At 54.5% G+C, this 15,066-nt stretch carries 15 protein-coding genes; 13 read left to right on the plus strand and 2 right to left on the minus strand.

Annotated elements, in window-relative coordinates; all coding sequences use genetic code 11:
- Nucleotides 1-102: 102 nt before the first annotated feature.
- Nucleotides 103-351: a GlsB/YeaQ/YmgE family stress response membrane protein gene (locus SIK97_RS08690; protein WP_004851762.1), complete on the plus strand. Its 249-nt coding sequence runs from the start codon at nucleotides 103-105 to the stop codon at nucleotides 349-351.
- Nucleotides 352-886: 535 nt separating this feature from the next.
- On the opposite strand, the gene SIK97_RS08695 is transcribed toward SIK97_RS08690, so the two are convergent.
- Together SIK97_RS08695 and SIK97_RS08700 are read right to left on the minus strand one after the other, a co-directional pair.
- Nucleotides 887-1,516: a helix-turn-helix domain-containing protein gene (locus SIK97_RS08695; protein ID WP_025108218.1), complete on the minus strand. Its 630-nt coding sequence runs from the start codon at nucleotides 1,514-1,516 to the stop codon at nucleotides 887-889.
- A gap of 78 nt (nucleotides 1,517-1,594) precedes the next feature.
- Entirely contained in the window at nucleotides 1,595-2,254 is a 660-nt protein-coding gene (locus tag SIK97_RS08700) for a winged helix-turn-helix transcriptional regulator (RefSeq protein WP_025108217.1), read from the minus strand.
- Between the two features lie 433 nt (nucleotides 2,255-2,687).
- Between SIK97_RS08700 and SIK97_RS08705 the strand changes: the two genes are divergently transcribed.
- The 12 genes from SIK97_RS08705 to ldtE all read left to right on the plus strand — a co-directional run bounded on the left by SIK97_RS08705 (nucleotide 2,688) and on the right by ldtE (nucleotide 15,065).
- Entirely contained in the window at nucleotides 2,688-3,218 is a 531-nt protein-coding gene (locus SIK97_RS08705) for a fimbrial protein (RefSeq protein ID WP_057174051.1), read from the plus strand.
- Nucleotides 3,219-3,275: 57 nt separating this feature from the next.
- A complete protein-coding gene (locus SIK97_RS08710) occupies nucleotides 3,276-3,953 on the plus strand; it encodes a molecular chaperone (protein ID WP_025108215.1) in 678 nt (225 codons plus the stop codon).
- 43 nt (nucleotides 3,954-3,996) lie between these two features.
- Nucleotides 3,997-6,534 (plus strand): fimbria/pilus outer membrane usher protein, encoded by a 2,538-nt coding sequence (locus SIK97_RS08715; RefSeq protein WP_057174050.1) that lies wholly within the window; start codon nucleotides 3,997-3,999, stop codon nucleotides 6,532-6,534.
- 2 nt (nucleotides 6,535-6,536) lie between these two features.
- Nucleotides 6,537-7,484, plus strand: coding sequence for a fimbrial protein (locus SIK97_RS08720; RefSeq protein WP_057174049.1), 948 nt, complete (start codon nucleotides 6,537-6,539; stop codon nucleotides 7,482-7,484).
- Between the two features lie 11 nt (nucleotides 7,485-7,495).
- Nucleotides 7,496-8,008, plus strand: a complete 513-nt coding sequence (locus tag SIK97_RS08725) for a fimbrial protein (RefSeq protein WP_025108212.1) — start codon at nucleotides 7,496-7,498, stop codon at nucleotides 8,006-8,008.
- A gap of 444 nt (nucleotides 8,009-8,452) precedes the next feature.
- Complete coding sequence (sufA, locus tag SIK97_RS08730) at nucleotides 8,453-8,830, plus strand: Fe-S cluster assembly scaffold SufA (protein ID WP_004119171.1); 378 nt, start codon at nucleotides 8,453-8,455, stop codon at nucleotides 8,828-8,830.
- Between the two features lie 2 nt (nucleotides 8,831-8,832).
- Nucleotides 8,833-10,320 (plus strand): Fe-S cluster assembly protein SufB, encoded by a 1,488-nt coding sequence (gene sufB / locus SIK97_RS08735; protein ID WP_057174048.1) that lies wholly within the window; start codon nucleotides 8,833-8,835, stop codon nucleotides 10,318-10,320.
- A gap of 16 nt (nucleotides 10,321-10,336) precedes the next feature.
- The gene (sufC, locus tag SIK97_RS08740; protein WP_004851743.1) at nucleotides 10,337-11,083 is read left to right on the plus strand and encodes a Fe-S cluster assembly ATPase SufC; all 747 of its coding nucleotides are present in this window, start codon (nucleotides 10,337-10,339) and stop codon (nucleotides 11,081-11,083) included.
- Nucleotides 11,058-12,332, plus strand: a complete 1,275-nt coding sequence (gene sufD, locus SIK97_RS08745; protein WP_025108211.1) for a Fe-S cluster assembly protein SufD — start codon at nucleotides 11,058-11,060, stop codon at nucleotides 12,330-12,332. The genes sufC and sufD overlap by 26 nt, the downstream gene beginning before the upstream one ends.
- On the plus strand, nucleotides 12,329-13,549 hold the full coding sequence (gene sufS / locus SIK97_RS08750; protein WP_057174047.1) for a cysteine desulfurase SufS: 1,221 nt from the start codon (nucleotides 12,329-12,331) through the stop codon (nucleotides 13,547-13,549). Before sufD ends, sufS begins: the two co-directional genes overlap by 4 nt.
- Nucleotides 13,550-13,560: 11 nt before the next feature.
- Nucleotides 13,561-13,977 carry a cysteine desulfuration protein SufE gene (gene sufE / locus SIK97_RS08755; protein ID WP_004851737.1) on the plus strand — a complete coding sequence of 139 codons (417 nt, stop codon included), beginning with the start codon at nucleotides 13,561-13,563 and terminating at the stop codon, nucleotides 13,975-13,977.
- 101 nt (nucleotides 13,978-14,078) lie between these two features.
- Entirely contained in the window at nucleotides 14,079-15,065 is a 987-nt protein-coding gene (ldtE, locus tag SIK97_RS08760; protein ID WP_004851735.1) for a L,D-transpeptidase LdtE, read from the plus strand.
- Nucleotide 15,066: the final 1 nt, after the last annotated feature.

Raw genomic sequence — 15,066 nt, forward strand, 5'->3', positions numbered from 1 at the left:
AAGTCTATGTATGCTAAATATAATTTTATGAAACATCATTAATATTTATGCTAATCTTTCTATACCAGAGATTTACAAGGTAACAAGAGGACGGAGTTAGCTATGGGTATCATTTCATGGATCATTTTTGGGCTTATTGCCGGTATTTTAGCCAAGTGGATTATGCCGGGGAAAGACGGCGGCGGATTTATCGTTACCGTAATTCTGGGTGTCATCGGTGCAGTTGTCGGGGGTTGGATTAGTACTTTCTTCGGCTTTGGCCGTGTAGATGGTTTTAATTTCGGCAGCTTTGTCGTGGCGGTGATTGGTGCGCTGGTTGTCCTGTTTATCTACAGGAAGATCAAGAGCTAATTCGCTCTTCGTATCAGTAACGCCATAAAGTGAAGAGGCTGCCACCATCGTTGGCAGCCTTTTTAATATTCGCACCATGTCCGACAGGGCAATATCCCCTCTCTGAACGCTTATCCCGGAATACGCTGGCAGGTCAGGCCGCGCGGGGGAACGGTACGATTTCGATTTGGATCGGATACGTAGCGAATAGACTGGCCTGTCCGGCGACGGCGAGGCGTACTGATTTTACGGGGGGGAAGAGGTTAATCGAGCAACACGCTAATAATTAACAACACGACCATACACATCGACATGACATCTGTTTCTATATCCATAATTCAGTACTACACAGGTTCCCGAACGGTCGCCAGGGCGACATTGCGTAAAAGATGAAGGAAATTTAGCAGCGCATTCTACATGAGCCAGTCAGCAGTGAATAAATCTTTATTTCTGTGAAATGACAATACTTATAATGAAAACGAATAGAATTTGTTGCATGAATGCATTTCGGCGCGCAGGCCGGATCGCGAGAGGGCCGAACGCCCAATCCGCATAATCAGTACTTAGCAGGAAGTTTGTTGATTTTTATGAGTTTCCCCTCTTCCATTTCGATAAAACCACCGGTTTTCAGCGCCGCCAGAATGCGCATTACGCCGCTGCGGGAAAGCCGGGTTTTCTCTCTGATATATCTTTCAGCCGTCACGCTGTAGCGATAACCCTCCTCTTCCTCCATGAGCTTGATCAGCTGCTGGCGAATCATCTCGTACGCCGTTGGCGTGCCCTGGGGCATAACGTTATGATAGAGGCGGTTATAGACAAACATCAGCTGTTTAGAGAGCAGTCCCCATAGCGCCTTCTCTCTAATGATTTCCTCGACGCGACGGGTTGTGAGTACGCCAATCTGGCACGGCGTGACGGTTTTAAAATAGTCATCAAAGTAAATGTCCGTCAGGTTAGCGAGGCCGAAAAGGGCGGGACTGAGCGCCGTGGAAAGCATCATATTGTCACTTCTTCGGTATATCGCTATCGTCCCCTCCAGAAGGAGATAACACATCCCCTGACCGTTAACCTGAAGATCAAACTGCTCGCCGCGGCCCGTTCGGTACGTCGTGCAGTAGGGCTGCAAATGAGAAATAAATTCCTGTGCGTAAGGGGAGCCGCGGAAGGGTTGATTTGCAGATGGCATAGTCAGAAAATCCTGAAGGAGATCGGACTTATTATAACCTCGCGCGTATCTCTTGCCACTCCGAAGATACATGAGCAATCAATACTTTCGCGGCAGGTGGTGGATGTCAATCAGCACTCCGCGCTCCATGGTAATGTATTTACCCGTTCGTAGCTCTGCGAGGATGCGCATAACGCCGCTGCGGGAAAGATAGGTTCGACTTTTGATATAGGCCGCCGCGGTGATACTTTGCCGGATAGCTTCGGGCTCTTGCATTAATTCAACAAGTTGAAAACGGATGATGTCATAGGCTGACATTTGCGATATTTGCGCGCAGTGCTCATAAACTCTTGATGCGGTATAGATCAGCAGCTTTGAAAAATGCTCCCATAAGTTCTGTTGCGCCACTACGCGATTAAACGTTTCCAGCGAAACGGCCGCAATTTCCGATGTTTCCAGTACCCTGACGTAAAGTCGTTCAGAGGAAAACTGGCTACACACGCCGAGAAGAAATGGCGATGACTCAGAATTTAAAACAATCCCGTCTCCGCGACGATGCAGAGCGACGCTGCCCTGGATAAGTAAAAAACACTGACGAACGTTATTATCGTAATAATGGACGATCTCCCCTTTCGAGACTATTCGTCTCTCGGCGTACGGCAGGACATTATCAATTAATTTCTCAATGTGCTTAAAGGGTTTTATCTCAAGTACTTCCGCTGGCTCGTTGCCGAATTCAGGAATAATTCTCGTGTTCATAAGATACCTCACTAACTTATGCGATCGTTTTTTGATCGATGTTGGGAATTATCTTAAAAAACAGCATCTCAGGGAATATTGGCGCCGGGTCTAATAATAGACTCGGGTGGATTATGGTTATAATTAGTTGATTTTATTGATTTTATCTCGCCAGTCCAAAAGTAGACCGGGGTCAGTGTGATTAAGTAATTTCTTAATTTGAATGTTTTATTTTTGTTAATTTCGAGTCTACATTTAGACCGCGAAATAGATTGTGCGCCGAAAAATTGTTGTATAAATTTTGTCGCGTCGGCAGGGGTAATCCGGTTTTAATAAAATGAAACAGTGGTGATCTATATACCATTGGGTCCCGGCAATATATTAAAGCAATGGCAAGATACGCTCATTAAGTGTTTTGCCTGAATGTACATAAAGTAAAACAGGATATGTCGTTATGAAAAAGAAAATTGTTATTGCGATACTTGCAGCAGGTTCTGCATTATCAATGACTCAGGCTTTCTCAGCAGCGGGTACCGTTAATTTTAATGGCAATATTTTGGATGCCGCCTGCGACATCGATGTCGCGTCAAAGGACCAGGTGGTTGTTTTGGGCGATTATTATAAAACTGAATTTCCGGTAGCCGGTTCGAGAACCGCCGCGACGAAATTCGATATTATTTTGAAGAACTGTCCGGTGACGGTTAACAATGCAAAAGTCCGCTTTGATGGCACGCCTGATTTAAGTAACTCCAGCCTGCTGGCTATTGACTCGTCGGTCGCTGGCGCAGCCTCCGGTGTCGCGATTAATCTGATGACGGCGGATAAAGCCGATCTGCCTCTGCACGGCAGCAACGGTTACTCCTACCCGCTCACCAGCACCGCTGATAATACGCTGAATTTCTATGCTCAGTATGTGTCGACCACTGCGACGGTGGTTGCCGGCCCAGCTAACTCGGTCGCGAACTTCTCAGTGGTTTACAACTAAGTTTCTGCAGTAATCAGTAGGGGGCCGGCCCGGCCCCTTTGTTTTAAGAGGTATTAAATGCGTTTTATCAGAACAATTGGCCTGGCGATAACAATGTTAACGCTGGTGCAGGCAACCGCCACTGCCGGGGTAATTATTGGCGGCACGCGGATCATTTTCGATGGTGCAAAAAAAGAAGCGTCAATCAGCGTTAATAATCCTGATGCGACGCCTTATTTAATTCAGTCATGGATAGATGAGCAGGAAGGTGGTTCTGGTAAAGCGCCTTTTATTATTACACCGCCGATGTATCGCCTCGACAGCGGACAAAAAAATATTGAGCGAATTGTCGCGACAGGTTCACTGCCTCAGGCCAAAGAAAGTTTATTCTGGATAAATATTAAAGCGATTCCCTCGGCATCAAAGCAGATGAACTCCCTGCAAATTGCCGTAAAAACGCGTATCAAGCTGATTTATCGTCCCGTTACGCTTCGCGCCTCAACGCCGGAGGAACAGGCAAATAAACTCACCTGGCAAAGAAGCGGCAATGAACTTCAGGTTAATAACCCAACGCCTTACGTCATTAATTTCAATGAAATTACCGTGGGCGGAAAAATGCTTGCCCAGGTGACCTACGTCATGCCGGGTTCGACCACCCGGTTCCGCTTGCCGGACGGGGCCTCCGGCAATGCCCTGACATTTAAAGTTATTAATGACTACGGCAGCCCCGGTCCGTCACATCAAGCCAGTTTGTAATCCCTGAACAAATGGCAAGCCCAGCGTTAAATAGGTAATAGCGATGACAATAAAAAATAATAAGTTGCGACCTGCTCGTCTGGCTACGCTTATCGCTATAGTGTTGAGCGGTTTCTCTCCGGAACTGTATGCCAGTGATTCGTTTAATACGGCCCTGGTAGAGCTGGATAATCCCGGCGTGGGCAAAGCGGATTTATCGGCTTTTGAATCGGGCTCTCAGGCGCCGGGAACATACCATGTGGATATTATTCTTGATGACCAGTTAATGGACACCCGGGATATTCCTTTTTCGATGGCAAAGACCGGGGGCGGTAATGAGGTATTGCAGCCCTGTCTGAGCGTGGAACAATTAAAACAGTGGGGAGTGAAAACCGAACTTTTTCCCCAGCTGTCGGTAGAAAATAGTAATTGCGCCAATCTCCAGGCTATTCCGCAAGCCAGCGCTGATTTTCAGTTTGGCGCCCAGCGGCTGGTTATCAGCATTCCCCAGGCGGCGATCGACCTGCCGGCCAGGGGCTATGTACCGCCGGAAATGTGGGATGAGGGGATTACTGCGGCATTGCTCAATTACAGCCTGAGCGGAGCGAACACTCGAGCGAAAACGGGCCAGGGCGGCAGAAGCGACAGCCAGTATGCGAACCTGCGTCCGGGGATCAATATCGGGCCGTGGCGTTTTCGCAACTATACCACCTGGTCACGGGAGTCCTCCGGCCAGGATAAATGGGATACCGTTTATACCTACGCGCAGCGGGCTATTATTCCTCTGAAAGCCCAGCTTACCGTTGGTGACAGCTCCGCGCCTGCCGACGTGTTCGACAGTATGCCGTTTCGCGGCGGCCAGCTGGCATCCGATGACGACATGCTGCCGGATTCTCTTAAGGGCTATGCGCCCGTAGTACGCGGCATCGCCCGAACCAATGCGCAGGTCGTGGTGCGCCAGAACGGCTACCAGATCTACCAAAGCTACGTTGCGCCGGGCGCCTTTGAAATCACGGATATGTATCCTACCGGCGGGGCAGGCGATCTCGACGTGACGATTAAGGAAGCCGATGGCAGCGAACAGCACTTCACGCTGCCCTACGCCTCGCTGCCTGTACTGCAGCGGGAAGGCCGGTTCAAATACGCCATCACCGGCGGGCAGTATCGTTCATATAACAGCAGCGTGGATAAAACCCCTTTCGGGCAGGCAACGGCAATTTATGGCCTGCAGCATGGCTTTACCCTCTATGGCGGCCTGCAGGAGTCAAGCAAATATCAGTCGTTGGCATTCGGTGTGGGTAAAAATATGGGGGCGTTAGGCGCTATCTCCACGGATGTCACGCAGGCCTGGTCAACGCCGGATAAAACGGATAAATCGCGCGGCCAATCCTGGCGAGCGCGATACAGCAAAAACTTCATCGATACCGGGACCAACTTTTCCATTGCGGGATACCGCTATTCCACCAGCGGCTATTACGGGATGCAGGAAGTTCTGGACTCATATGGAGACAGCAGCGCGCTGCAGGACCGCAGGCGTAACCGCGCGGAGCTGACGATGAGCCAGACGCTGAGCCGCGAACTGGGATCGCTAACCCTCAGCGCGGCGAGGGAAGATTACTGGAACTCCGCCAGGTCGATGGCTTCCTGGAGCGTCGGATACAACAACTACTGGCGCAATATCAGCTACGGCCTGACCTGGACATACAGCAAAAATGGCAGCGCGACGTCAAACGACAGCGCGAATAACAGCGCCCACGACCAGCTGCTGGCGTTTAACGTCAGCGTACCGTTGGATAAATTCCTCCCGCAAACGTGGGCCAGCTATGGCATGAACGCCAGCAAGAATGGTGGAACGACGCATAATATCGGCATGAACGGCGTCGCGCTGGAGAACAACTCGCTGAACTGGAACGTCCAGCAGGGTTACGGTACGGATGGCGTGGGTTACACCGGCAATATGAACGGTGACTATAAAGGGACGTACGGCGAAGTGACGGCGGGGTATAGCTACGACAAAAACAGCGAGCGGCTTAATTATGGTCTGCAGGGGGGCGTTATCGCCCACGCCGATGGCATCACGCTTTCCCAACCGCTCGGTGAAACCAATGCCCTGATAAAAGCCCCCGGCGCACACGGCGTGAATATTCGCAACCAACCCGGCGCGCGCACGGACTACCGGGGATATACGGTAGTCAGCAATATTTCCGTCTATCGAAAAAACGACCTGACGCTCGATCCGCAAAATATGCCTGAGGATGTAGAGCTGGAGATAAACACCGACACGGTTACCCCGACGCGAGGCGCGGTGGTGCGCGCCGATTATCTTTCCAAAGTGGGGCGCAGGGTCCTGATGACCGTAACCGACAATAACCGCTTCGTGCCGTTCGGGGCGGTGGTGACGCTTGCGGATGATAATAAGAGCAGCTTTATCGTTGGCGATCGCGGCCAGGTTTTTTTAAGCGGAATGCGCGAGCAGGGGGCGATCGTCGTTACGTGGGGCCGCCAGTCCAGTCAACAGTGCCGTGCTGATTTCAGCCTGCCGAAACAATCAACCTACGCTGGAATAACAGAAGTTAGCGCCAGTTGCCACCAGGAACATTAAACATGAGATTGATTTACTCTGTTATTTTGCTCGGCTTGATAGCCGGATGGAATAACGCGCGTGCCGGAACCTGCACCACCATTACCCCGCAGATCTCCACTCTGTCCGTGGGAACGATTACCGTACCGCGTGATGCGCCGGTCGGGACCGTTATTTTTTCGGGGGGCGGGACATATACGGGCTCTTACCTTTCCGGCTGTACTAACCCACTCATGCTGGGTTTCAGCATGCGATATAATAATGCGACGCTGAGTAGCTACGGTAATCACGTTTACAACACTAATATTAGCGGTATTGGTATTCGTTTTTCATCAAACGCTTATTTTGAAAGTCCGAGTAATACATTCTCCTATAACGCACAGACCTCTTATGTCGACTGGTACGGCGGTAACATACAGCTGGTGGTGACCGGGCCGGTATCATCAGGCGCATTAACGCCGGGAACGATCGGGGTGGTGACGCTCCAGGGCAGCGACGGCGTCTACCGTGATGGCCTGACCGCAACGCTGACCGATGGGACAATCAACGCCCTGGCCTGCAGTATCACTACGCCTCAGTTGAACTTCATCATTGGCGATATTCCCGCTTCAACGTTCGGCTCGACGGTAGGCACCACGCCCGCTGGCGCGCAGAATACGCAAAATCTGGGGTTAAGCTGCAGCGCCGGCACCAATATCACCGTTTCGCTGAGCGGCGTACAAAATCCCGATAGCGCCAACCCCAGCGTAATGGCATTAACGGGGCAGGGCAGCGCCGGGACGGCAAAAGGCGTCGGCGTGCAGCTTTTATATAATGGCGCGCCGCTGTCCATCAATAGCCCGCTGTTATTAAAACGGTCATCGGGCGGGCAAGAAACGCTGCCGCTGACGGCCCGTTATTATCAGACCTTAACTTCCGTTGAGTCCGGCTCGGCAAATGCGACCGCCACGCTTAATTTGACGTACCAGTAACGGGTGAAAAAATGAAAATACGCCATAAAAAATTGCTTATTCTGACGCTGCTGTGCTGGAACGTTTTTTCTGCCGACAGCGTGACGATGGGGGTGACGGGAAATATTGTCGCCTCGCCCTGTATATTCAATGGGGGAAACAGCAACCTCGATGTCAATCTGGGCGATATTCAGGCAACCAACATGGCCACGCCCGGGTCATCCTCCGACCCTGTGGCCTTTAATTTGCTGTTTACCAACTGTCCGGCGGGAACGCGCAGCGTAACGGCCTCCTTCACCGGCACTCCCGATCCGCTTGCCGGTCCTGACTATTATCTGAATAGCGGTACGGCAACCAACGTGGCGGTAGCGATGAGTGAAGCGGGCAGCGGCGCGCTAAAGGGAACGGGTTCGAGCATCACCCACAATATCGCGGCTGACAGAACCGCAACCCTGGCTATGCAGGCCTCGGTAAAATCGGTGTCAGGCGGTGCGACGCCCGGAAGCGTGAGTGCCGTTGTGGTCATGACGCTGCAGTACAATTAAACGGGCATCCGTTTAGCGATACGCGGTAGCGCCTTGATCGCCGCCATGGCGCTGCCCTTTTGATTTTCGTGGTTATCGCGGTCTTTTTGCCTCATGACCGGGAAAAATAACGTCCGCCATTTCTCCTTTTTACCCGCAGTACGTGATTGTGACTCTTTTGCCCTTCACGGCGGGTTCTGTGCAACGCAAATTCGCTATCTCAAAAATAGGTATTTCCGATGCATATTTTAACTTTCCTGCAATTTCTGTCTTTCTGTCACTGAAATGCATTATTAATCAATGCATTGAACAATTTATTCCATCTCCGATATCTCTTCTGTCAGGGTCTATGCTTATAAAAAGCACTGAATGGGGAAATACCCCTTCTCTGGATGGGTTGAAGTGATAATCATTATCACTAACATAGCGATATGGCCCGATGGCGTCAACCTATGAGGTAGAGCGATGAATTCACATGCAGGAACTTTCAATCCCGAAGATTTTAGCTGGCGTGGGCTGGTCATGACCCCAGCCGCCGCCGCCCATATTCGCGATCTGGTCCGCAAACAGCCGGATATGCAGGGGCTGCGGCTTGGCGTTAAAACCAGCGGCTGCGCCGGTTTTGGCTACGTTCTCGAGCTAATTGCTGAACCGGCGAAAGACGATCTGTTATTTGAGCGCGATGGCGCGAAGCTGTGGGCGCCGCTGCAGGCGATGCCGTTTATCGATGGCACCGAGCTTGATTACGTTCGCGAAGGCTTAAATCAAATCTTCAAATTTCATAACCCTAAAGCCCAGCACGAATGCGGCTGCGGCGAAAGTTTTGGCGTTCAGGCGGAGTAACTATGTCTCGTAATACTGAAGCAACTGACGATGTCAAAACCTGGAGCGGCGGGCCACTCAACTATAAAGAGGGCTTTTTCACTCAGCTACGGACCGATGAGCTGGCGAAAGGCATAAATGAAGAGGTGGTCAGGGCGATTTCTGCGCGCCGCAATGAGCCAGAATGGATGCTGGAGTTTCGTCTGAACGCGTTTAAGGCCTGGCAGGCGATGGAAGAGCCGCACTGGCTGAAGGCGCACTACGACAAGCTGAACTATCAGGATTACAGCTATTATTCAGCCCCCTCCTGCGGCAACTGCGATGACGCCTGCGCCTCTGAGCCCGGCGCGCTGCAGCAAACGGGGTCCAGCGCGTTTCTGACCAGCGAAGTCGAAGAGGCGTTTAACCTTCTCGGCGTGCCGGTGCGGGAAGGACGGGAAGTGGCCGTCGACGCCATTTTTGACTCGGTTTCGGTGGCGACCACCTATCGCGAAAAGCTGGCGGAACAGGGGATTATTTTCTGTTCCTTCGGCGAAGCGATCCACGATCACCCGGAACTGGTGAAGAAATACCTCGGCACCGTGGTGCCGGGCAACGACAACTTCTTTGCCGCCCTCAACGCGGCGGTGGCGTCCGACGGCACCTTTATCTATGTGCCCAAAGGCGTACGCTGCCCGATGGAGCTGTCGACCTATTTCCGCATCAACGCGGAAAAAACCGGCCAGTTCGAACGCACCATTCTGGTGGCCGACGAAGGCAGCTACGTGAGCTATATCGAAGGCTGTTCGGCGCCGGTACGCGATAGCTACCAGCTGCACGCGGCGGTGGTCGAGGTGATTATTCATAAAGACGCCGAGGTGAAGTACTCCACGGTGCAAAACTGGTTCCCCGGCGACAACAATACCGGCGGGATCCTCAACTTCGTCACCAAGCGCGCCCTGTGCGAAGGCGAGAACAGCAAAATGTCGTGGACCCAGTCGGAAACCGGCTCGGCGATCACCTGGAAGTATCCGAGCTGCATTCTGCGCGGGGATAACTCCATCGGCGAGTTCTTCTCGGTGGCGCTGACCAGCGGCCATCAGCAGGCGGACACCGGCACCAAGATGATCCATATCGGCAAAAACACCCGTTCGACGATTATCTCGAAGGGCATTTCCGCCGGCCACAGCCAGAACAGCTATCGCGGTCTGGTCAAAATCATGCCGACGGCGACCAACGCGCGCAACTTCACCCAGTGTGACTCCATGCTGATTGGCCCGGACAGCGGGGCGCATACCTTCCCGTACGTGGAATGCCGCAACAACAGCGCGCAGCTGGAGCACGAAGCGACCACCTCCCGTATCGGCGAAGATCAGCTGTTCTACTGCCTGCAGCGCGGAATCAGCGAAGACGATGCGATTTCGATGATCGTCAACGGTTTCTGTAAAGACGTCTTCTCAGAGCTGCCGCTGGAGTTTGCCGTAGAAGCGCAAAAATTACTGGCGATTAGCTTTGAACACAGCGTCGGCTGATAACAAAGGAAATAAGATGTTAAGTATAAAAAATTTGCAGGTCGCCGTTGAAGACAAAGCGATTCTGCGCGGGCTGGATCTGGAGGTTCGCCCCGGCGAAGTGCACGCCATTATGGGCCCGAACGGCTCCGGGAAAAGTACGCTCTCCGCTACGCTGGCCGGGCGTGAAGACTATGAAGTGACCGGCGGCAGCGTGGCGTTTAAAGGCAAAGATTTACTGGAACTCTCCCCTGAAGATCGCGCCGGTGAAGGCATCTTCATGGCCTTCCAGTATCCGGTGGAAATACCCGGCGTCAGCAATCAGTTTTTCCTGCAAACCGCGCTCAACGCCGTGCGCAGCTATCGTGGCCAGGAGCAGCTTGACCGTTTTGACTTCCAGGACCTGATGGAAGACAAAATAAAGCTGCTGAAGATGCCGGAGGATCTGCTGACCCGCTCGGTTAACGTCGGCTTCTCCGGCGGCGAGAAAAAGCGCAACGATATCCTGCAGATGGCGGTGCTGGAACCGGAGCTGTGCATCCTGGACGAGTCCGATTCCGGGCTGGATATCGACGCGCTGAAGATTGTCTCTGACGGCGTCAACTCCCTGCGCGACGGCAAGCGCTCTTTTATTATCGTCACCCACTATCAGCGCATTCTCGATTATATCAAGCCGGATTACGTCCACGTGCTGTACCAGGGGCGAATCGTCAAATCCGGCGATTTTACTCTGGTCAAACAACTGGAGGAGCAGGGCTATGGCTGGCTTACCGAACAGCAGTAACGCGCTGCAGCAGTGGCACCATCTGTTTGAGTCCCAAAGCGGGCAGCGCAGCCCGCAGGCGCATCAGCACCTGCAACAGCTGCTGCGCCTGGGGTTGCCAACGCGTAAACACGAAAACTGGAAATATACCCCGCTGGACGCGCTACTGAATCAGACCTTTGTCGCCGCTCAGCCGCAGACGCTGACGGCGGCCCGGCGCGACGAACTGGCGCTAACGGTAGAGGCATGGCGGCTGGTGTTTGTCGACGGTCAGTTTAGCGCGAGCCTGAGCGACGATCTGGCCGCCAGCGGCTATGAAGTGCAGGTGGATAACGAGCGTCAGCAGCTGCCTGACGCCGTTCAGCCCGAAGTGTTTCTGCATTTGACCGAAAGCCTGGCGACCACCGTTACCCATATTCGGGTCAGGCGCAACCAGCGCCCGGATAAACCGCTGCTGATTATGCACCTGACGCGCGGGCTGGCGAGCGATGAAATGAACACCGCCCACTATCGCCACCATCTGGCGCTGGAGAGCGGCGCGCAGGCGACCATCATCGAACACTATCTGAGCCTTAACGATGAGCGCCACTTTACCGGCGCAAGGCTGACGATGACCGTGGCGGATAACGCCCACCTGCAGCATATCAAGCTGGCGTTTGAGAACGCGCAAAGCTACCACTTTGCCCATAACGACCTGGCGCTCGGGCGCGACGCCTCCGCTTTTAGCAGCAGTTTTCTGCTCGGTAGCTCGGTGCTGCGCCACCACACCAGCACGCAGTTGAAGGGGGAAAACAGCACCCTGCGGATTAACTCGCTGGCGATGCCGGTCAACGGCGAAGTCTGCGACAGTCGCACCTGGCTCGATCATCAGGTCGGGTACTGTAACAGCCGCCAGCTGCATAAAACCATCGTCAACGATAAAGGGCGGGCGGTGTTTAATGGCCTGATTAACGTCGCGCAGCATGCGATCAAAACCGACGGCCAGATGACCAACAACAACCTGCTGCTGGGCCGCTTATCCGAAGTGGATACCAAACCGCAGCTGGAGATTTACGCTGACGACGTGAAGTGCAGCCACGGGGCGACCATCGGGCGTATTGATGACGAACAGCTGTTTTATCTGCGCTCGCGCGGCATTACGCAGCAGGCGGCGCAGCAGATGATTCTTTACGCCTTTGCCGCGGAGCTCACGGAAGCGATCGACGATGAGGCGCTCAGGCAGCAGATACTGGCGCGTATTGGCCAGCGTTTGCCGGGAGGTAAGGCATGACATTTTCTGTGGAACGCGTGCGCGCGGATTTCCCGCTTCTCAATCGCGAGGTTAATGGCCAGCCGCTGGCCTACCTCGACAGCGCCGCCAGCGCGCAGAAGCCGGAAGCGGTGATTAACGCCGAGGCGGAATTTTACCGCCACGGCTATGCGGCGGTGCATCGCGGCATTCATACCCTCAGCGCGGAAGCTACGGCGAGAATGGAGCAGGTGCGCCAGCGGGCGGCGACGTTCCTCAACGCCCGCTCGGCGGAGGAACTGGTGTTTGTTCGCGGCACCACGGAAGGCATTAACCTCGTAGCGAACAGCTGGGGAAACGCCAACGTCGGCGCGGGCGACAACATCATCGTCAGCGCGATGGAGCATCACGCCAATATCGTGCCGTGGCAGATGCTGTGCGCCAGAGTGGGGGCGCAGCTGCGGGTGATCCCGCTGAATCAGGACGGTACGCTGCAGCTGGATGCGATCCCCGGCCTGTTTGACGAGCGCACCCGCCTGCTGGCCATTACCCAGGTATCGAACGTGCTGGGAACCGAAAATCCCATCGCCGCTCTGACGGCGTTGGCCCATCAGCACGGCGCCAAAGTGCTGGTGGACGGCGCGCAGGCGGTGATGCACCATCCGGTGGACGTGCAGGCGCTGGAGTGCGACTTTTACGCCTTCTCCGCCCACAAGCTGTACGGTCCCACCGGCATCGGCGTGCTCTACGTCAAGCAGGACATTTTGCAGGAGATGGCGCCGTGGGAAGGGGGCGGGTCGATGATCGCCACGGTCAGCCTGACGGAAGGCACGACCTGGGCAAAAGCGCCGTGGCGCTTCGAGGCGGGAACGCCGAATACCGGCGGCATCATCGGGCTGGGCGCGGCGCTGGATTACGTCAGCGCGCTGGGGCTGACGCACATCGCGGAATATGAACAGACCCTGATGCGCTACGCGCTGCAGGCGCTGGAGAGCGTGGCGGATTTAACCCTTTACGGCCCGCAAGATCGCCTGGGAGCGATCGCCTTTAATCTCGGCAAACATCATGCTTATGATGTCGGCAGCTTCCTCGATAACTACGGTATTGCGGTGCGGACCGGGCACCACTGCGCCATGCCGCTGATGGCGTTCTACGGCGTGCCGGCCATGTGTCGGGCATCGCTGGCGATGTACAATACGACGGAGGAGGTGGACCGACTGGTAGCGGGGCTACAGCGGATCCACAAATTATTAAGCTAAAGGAAGCAACTATGGCGGCGTTACCGGACAGAGACAAACTGCTGCGCAACTTTAGCCGTTGTGCGAACTGGGAAGAGAAGTATCTCTATATTATTGAACTGGGTCAGCGCCTGGCGCCGCTGAGCCCGGAGGAACACACCGCGCAGAACATCATTCAGGGCTGCCAGAGCCAGGTGTGGATCGTGATGACGCAGGAGCAGAGCGGCGCGATTGCGCTTCGCGGCGACAGCGATGCGGCCATCGTCAAAGGCCTTATCGCGGTGGTGTTTATCCTCTATGACCAGATGACGGCCAAAGATATCACCGCGTTTGACGTGCGTCCGTGGTTTGAAAAAATGGCCCTGACGCAGCACCTTACCCCCTCGCGGTCGCAAGGACTGGAAGCCATGATCCGCGCAATTCGCGCGAAAGCAGCAAATCTTAGCTAGAATAAAACAGTAGATTTCATTCTGTTATGCACGACGGGAGGCTCGCCTCCCGTCGTGCATAACAGGCCTGGCGTTTTATCAGCGAAAGAAGGAATCTCAGTATGAAACGCGCTTCTCTTATCACCATTGCCCTTCTGAGCGCCCTCAGCGCGTCCCACGCCGCCTGGGCCGTTGATTATCCCCTTCCTCCTGCCAACAGTCGTCTGATTGGTGAGAACCAGTTCTGGACGGTACAGGAGGGTGACCGCAACCTGCAGGCGATTGCCCGTCGTTTTGATACGGCGGCGATGCTGATCCTTGAAGCGAACGATACCATTGCGCCGGTGCAGCCTAAACCGGGTACTCAGGTGCTGATACCTTCGCAGATGCTGCTGCCGGACGTGCCGCGTGAGGGCATCGTCGTCAACCTGGCCGAGCTGCGTCTGTACTACTTCCCGCCGGGCGTCAATCAGGTGCAGGTCTATCCCCTGGGGATTGGTCAGCAGGGGCTGGAGACGCCGGAAATGACGACCCGCATAGGGCAGAAAATCCCGAACCCCACCTGGACGCCGACGGCGGGCATCCGCGCCCGTTCGCTGGAGAAGGGGATTAAACTGCCGCCGGTCGTGCCCGCAGGGCCGAATAACCCGCTAGGCCGCTATGCGCTCCGTCTGGCGTACGGTAACGGTGAATATCTGATTCATGGCACCAGCGCGCCGGACAGCGTGGGTCTGCGCGTCAGCTCCGGCTGTATGCGCATGAACGCGGCGGATATCCAGTCTTTATTCAATCAGGTGAAAAGCGGGACGCCGGTACGGATTATCAACCAGCCGGTCAAGTTCGCCGTGGAGCCGGACGGTAAGCGCTATGTTGAAGTTCATCGCCCGTTGACGCCGGATGAGGCCAGCAATGCGCAGACCATGGCCTATACGCTTCCGGCGGAGTTTCATCAATTCTCGGGGGATAAAGCGGTTGATGAGGCGCAGCTTAAACGCGCGCTGACCCGGCGGGCAGGATATCCGGTGGTGGTATCGGCTAGCGGAAGCACCGCGTCGAGCCTGTCGGTACAGAATAATACGCCGGTAGATGAAGCGAAAAGGGTGCAGTAGG

It is taken from the genome of Klebsiella sp. JN_Kp126 (genome assembly GCF_033843325.1).
Taxonomy (GTDB): Bacteria; Pseudomonadota; Gammaproteobacteria; order Enterobacterales; family Enterobacteriaceae; genus Klebsiella; species Klebsiella michiganensis.

Excerpts from the sequence above, each read along its gene's own strand:
- SIK97_RS08725 (WP_025108212.1), top strand. The coding sequence starts at position 7,496 with ATGAAAATACGCCATAAAAAATTGCTTATTCTGACGCTGCTGTGCTGG.
- sufS (WP_057174047.1), top strand. The coding sequence starts at position 12,329 with ATGACATTTTCTGTGGAACGCGTGCGCGCGGATTTCCCGCTTCTCAAT.
- SIK97_RS08690 (WP_004851762.1), top strand. The coding sequence starts at position 103 with ATGGGTATCATTTCATGGATCATTTTTGGGCTTATTGCCGGTATTTTA.
- ldtE (WP_004851735.1), top strand. The coding sequence starts at position 14,079 with ATGAAACGCGCTTCTCTTATCACCATTGCCCTTCTGAGCGCCCTCAGC.
- SIK97_RS08720 (WP_057174049.1), top strand. The coding sequence starts at position 6,537 with ATGAGATTGATTTACTCTGTTATTTTGCTCGGCTTGATAGCCGGATGG.
- sufE (WP_004851737.1), top strand. The coding sequence starts at position 13,561 with ATGGCGGCGTTACCGGACAGAGACAAACTGCTGCGCAACTTTAGCCGT.
- SIK97_RS08710 (WP_025108215.1), top strand. The coding sequence starts at position 3,276 with ATGCGTTTTATCAGAACAATTGGCCTGGCGATAACAATGTTAACGCTG.
- sufC (WP_004851743.1), top strand. The coding sequence starts at position 10,337 with ATGTTAAGTATAAAAAATTTGCAGGTCGCCGTTGAAGACAAAGCGATT.
- sufB (WP_057174048.1), top strand. The coding sequence starts at position 8,833 with ATGTCTCGTAATACTGAAGCAACTGACGATGTCAAAACCTGGAGCGGC.
- SIK97_RS08700 (WP_025108217.1), bottom strand. The coding sequence starts at position 2,254 with ATGAACACGAGAATTATTCCTGAATTCGGCAACGAGCCAGCGGAAGTA.
- SIK97_RS08705 (WP_057174051.1), top strand. The coding sequence starts at position 2,688 with ATGAAAAAGAAAATTGTTATTGCGATACTTGCAGCAGGTTCTGCATTA.
- SIK97_RS08715 (WP_057174050.1), top strand. The coding sequence starts at position 3,997 with ATGACAATAAAAAATAATAAGTTGCGACCTGCTCGTCTGGCTACGCTT.
- sufD (WP_025108211.1), top strand. The coding sequence starts at position 11,058 with ATGGCTGGCTTACCGAACAGCAGTAACGCGCTGCAGCAGTGGCACCAT.
- SIK97_RS08695 (WP_025108218.1), bottom strand. The coding sequence starts at position 1,516 with ATGCCATCTGCAAATCAACCCTTCCGCGGCTCCCCTTACGCACAGGAA.
- sufA (WP_004119171.1), top strand. The coding sequence starts at position 8,453 with ATGAATTCACATGCAGGAACTTTCAATCCCGAAGATTTTAGCTGGCGT.